General features: G+C 75.1%; 5 protein-coding genes. 2 read left to right on the top strand and 3 right to left on the bottom strand.

What is annotated here, in order from left to right; translation table 11 throughout:
• Together E4P40_RS27025 and E4P40_RS28410 are read left to right on the top strand one after the other, a co-directional pair.
• Positions 1 to 306 (top strand): WhiB family transcriptional regulator (locus E4P40_RS27025; protein WP_280790664.1); only part of this gene is annotated, 306 nt, incomplete at its 5' end.
• 65 nt (positions 307 to 371) lie between these two features.
• Positions 372 to 536 carry a hypothetical protein gene (locus E4P40_RS28410; protein WP_167762386.1) on the top strand — a complete coding sequence of 55 codons (165 nt, stop codon included), beginning with the start codon at positions 372 to 374 and terminating at the stop codon, positions 534 to 536.
• A 292-nt stretch (positions 537 to 828) separates the two neighbouring features.
• Here the strand turns inward: E4P40_RS28410 and E4P40_RS27020 are convergent, their stop codons facing one another.
• The 3 genes from E4P40_RS27020 to E4P40_RS27010 all read right to left on the bottom strand — a co-directional run.
• Positions 829 to 1,194 (bottom strand): YciI family protein, encoded by a 366-nt coding sequence (locus tag E4P40_RS27020; protein ID WP_135161376.1) that lies wholly within the window; start codon positions 1,192 to 1,194, stop codon positions 829 to 831.
• Between the two features lie 114 nt (positions 1,195 to 1,308).
• Positions 1,309 to 2,631 carry an AarF/ABC1/UbiB kinase family protein gene (locus E4P40_RS27015; protein WP_245160622.1) on the bottom strand — a complete coding sequence of 441 codons (1,323 nt, stop codon included), beginning with the start codon at positions 2,629 to 2,631 and terminating at the stop codon, positions 1,309 to 1,311.
• A 71-nt stretch (positions 2,632 to 2,702) separates the two neighbouring features.
• Positions 2,703 to 3,485, bottom strand: a 783-nt coding sequence (locus E4P40_RS27010) for a ThiF family adenylyltransferase (RefSeq protein ID WP_209305548.1), incomplete at its 5' end; no start/stop codon positions are given.

Below are 3,485 nucleotides of genomic sequence, written 5' to 3'. Positions count from 1 at the left end.
CCCGGGCTCCCCTGGACCGGGGGGTTTCCCCCGAGGCGGCCCCACACCCCGGTGAGCCCTGCACCGGTGCGGCGTCCCCTGCCGTGCCGGGTCGAGGACCCGGAGCTGTGGTTCGCCGAGAGCCCGGCTCAGCTGGAGCAGGCCAAGAGCCTGTGCAGCGAGTGCCCGATCCGGACCGCCTGCCTGGCCGGCGCGCTGGACCGCGCCGAGCCCTGGGGCGTCTGGGGCGGCGAGATCTTCGAGCGCGGCGTGGTCATCGCGCGGAAGCGGCCGCGGGGACGTCCTCGCAAGGTCGTGGCCGCGTGAGCCGACGAGACGAATTCCCCTCATCCAGCGGTGAGGGACCGGACACCCATCGAGAAGGAACTGCCATGAACATGCTCGAGCAGGAACTGGCCCGCGCTCGGATGACCGAGATGCAGGCCCAGGCCGAGGCCGCCACGCGCGCCCGTCGGCTCTACCTGGCCCACCGAGCGGCTCGCCGCGCGGAGCGCGCGGTCCGCCGCGCCGCGAGGGCCAGCGCCGCCGTCTACTGACAAGGACCCCGTCCTCCGCACCCCTCGCTCCGCTCGGGGCGAGCCTCGGGACGGCGCCATCCCGGCGGAGCCGGCCGATCAGGCCGGTCACCCGCCTACCCAGAAGCCGAGGCCGGGTCCGGACGCTCCCGAGTGCGTCCGGATCCGGCCTCGCCCAACTGACCGACCTGGGAGCCGTCGACAGGACGGCGTCCCAGGGGCACGCTCGGCCGGCACCGATGTGCGCACGTGAGCGGTTCCTGGGCGGAGAACTGCTGATCAGCGCACATGCTCGGCCTTCGGGCCCGACGGCCTACGCCGGGACCTCCTGGAAGGCGCGGACCTCGATCCGGGCACCGAGCGCCTTGGACGCCTTGGCCGCCCACGCGACGGCAGCGTCCCGGTCCGGTGCCTCGACGACCCAGAAGCCGCCGAGGTACTCCGGAGCCTGCGTGTACGGCCCGTCGTCGAGAGCGAGCTCGTCACCCGTGTGGTCGACGGTGACCGCCGTCGACGGTGGGTGCAGTCCACCCGCGAAGACCAGAGCGCCCGACGCCGACAGCTCCTCGAGGAAAGCGCCGGCCGCAGCCAGCGCGGCCGCCAAGTCGGCAGGATCCATCGACGCCATCGTGGGTTCTTCGGCCGAGTCGTGCGGCATGGACAGCAGGTACTGCGTCATGGTGGTCCTCCGAGGTCGTTCGCGGCGGCCCGTCCGGACACGCTCACGAGTCAGTGACCCCCGACACGGCCGGATCTCATCGGTCGGGGCCGGGAGCGCCGACGGCGCGGGGAGTCACTCCACGAAGCCGGGGAGCCACTCCTCGAGGACGCCGCGGAAGTCGCCTGCCGCGTCGAGCTGGCAGAGGACCCCGATCGAGCCGATCGTCACGCGGTGGATCAGCAGGTACGCCGGCGGCAGGTTCAGCTGGCGGCCGAGCCGGCTCGCCTCCTGGCGCGGGTCGGCGATGCGCGCGGCCTGCTCCTGCATCCACGGCCGCGTGAAGTGGAAGTGCGGGTTCTCCAGCGGCTCGAGCATCGGCCGCAGGAAGTCCAGCACGCCCTGCGCGTCGACCTCCATGCTCGGCCGGACGAAGCCCTCCTCGCGCAGGTCCGCGAGCACCTCGTCGGCCTTGCCCGCCAGCGCCCAGCGCAGCAGCCGGCCGATCGGCTCGGGGTGTCCGTCGGGCAGGCGGGCGGTCGCCCCGAAGTCGATGACGCCGAGCCGGCCGTCCTCCAGCAGCCGGAAGTTGCCGGGGTGCGGGTCGGCGTGCAGCAGGCCTGCGCGCTGCGGGGCGGAGAAGTGCAGGACGGCCAGCAGATGGCCGGCACGGTTCCGCTGCTCACGGGTCCCCTCGGCGATGATCCGCGAGAGCGGGGTGCCGTCGAGCCACTCGGACACGATCACCTTGGGGGCGCTGGCCACCACCCGCGGGACCACGATCTGCTCGTCACCGGCGTAGGCGGCGGCGAACTGCCGCTGCGCGTCGGCCTCCAGCCCGTAGTCCAGCTCCTCCACGACCCGCGCCTTGAGCTCGGCGATCAGCGGCTTGACGTCCATGCCGGGGAACAGGGCGGCGAACAGGCGGGCGAACCGGGCCAGCTGGTTGAGGTCGGCCATCAGCGCCGTGCCGGCGCCCGGGTACTGGATCTTCACCGCCACGTCGCGCCCGTCGCGCCACGTCGCCCGGTGCACCTGGCCGATGCTGGCGGCCGCCGCCGGCTGGTCGTCGAACTCCTTGAAACGCTGCCGCCACGTGCCGCCGAGCTGCTGGGCGAGCACCGCGTGCACGGTGCGCACCGGCATCGGCGGCGCCTCCTCCTGCAGCTTGACCAGCGCCTCGCGGTAGGGAGCGGCGACCTCCTCGGGCACCGCGGCCTCGAAGACCGAGAGGGTCTGGCCGAGCTTCATCGCCCCGCCCTTGAGCTGGCCCAGGACGGCGAACAGCTGCTCCGCGGTCCGTTGCTGGAGCTCTGCGGTGACGGCGTCGGCCGGCCGCCCGGACAGCCGCTTGCCGAAGCCCAGGGTGGCGCGTCCGGCAGCTCCGAGCGGGAGCGATGCCAGGCGGGCGGTCCGGGAGACCGAGCCCCGCGGCATCACCGATCCGTCGTCACTCACGCGTCCTCCTCGCCGGCGTCGTCCGCCCGTGCGGTGCCACCGTGTCGTCTCGGCTGAGCTGGTGAGCTCCGTCAGCTGCCCATTGTCCCCTGCCGAGGGTCCTCCGTGCCCACAGGAGTCACCGCTGCGTCGCCCGGCAGGGTGGCCGGACCAGGCGCCCGGGCGACGGCGGAGGGCGCTCCGCAGTCGCAGGCGGGATGCGCGGGCCACCACCGGAGGCGGGGAAGGAGATCCGGCGGACGCAGCTCCAGGGTCGCCTCCAGCGCGGCGGGCGCGGCGGTCCCGTCGAGGAAGGCGAGCACCTGCAGGGCCGCGACGGCGGCGGTCAGCACGCACGTGACGGTGGCCCCGCTCGGCGGCGGCTCGGCCGCGGTGAGCTGCGCGGCGAGCCGGGGCCACCGGGGATCGGCGTCCCGCCGGTGCAGGTCCCCGCACCGCAGGCAGCTGGTGGCCCCCGGCACGACGAGCGGACCGACGACACCGGTCTCGCCGCGCACGGTGGCGACGAGGTGCGGCACTCCGGCGCGCCGGTGGCCGGCCACGAGGGGGTCGGAGGCGGCCCACGGACGCGCGAGCACGACCAGGTCGGGCGCTGCGCCCGCGGGAAGGGGGCGCAGGTCGGTGAGCGGGTTCGCCCGGCGGACGGCGTCGGCGGCCGCCAGGACGCGGGGCCGCCCCTCGTCCGCCGCGCTCAGCCCGCCGACGACGGCGTCCCCCGCACCGGTCACGCCCGCGTCGGTGATGCTCACCCGGCCCACCCCGCTCGCCGCGAGCACCGCGGCGAGGGGAGTGCCGACCCGGGTGGCGCCGTCGACGACCACCACCGCGTTGCGACGGGCCCGCCACACCCCGGG

Source organism: Blastococcus sp. CT_GayMR20 (assembly GCF_004570345.1).
The sequence above is the reverse complement of the archived record's forward strand: the minus strand, read 5'-3'. Positions and strand labels throughout refer to the sequence as shown.

What these genes read in the sequence shown, in the direction of transcription:
- E4P40_RS28410 (WP_167762386.1), top strand. Translation starts at nt 372, where the DNA reads ATGAACATGCTCGAGCAGGAACTGGCCCGCGCTCGGATGACCGAGATG.
- E4P40_RS27020 (WP_135161376.1), bottom strand. Translation starts at nt 1,194, where the DNA reads ATGACGCAGTACCTGCTGTCCATGCCGCACGACTCGGCCGAAGAACCC.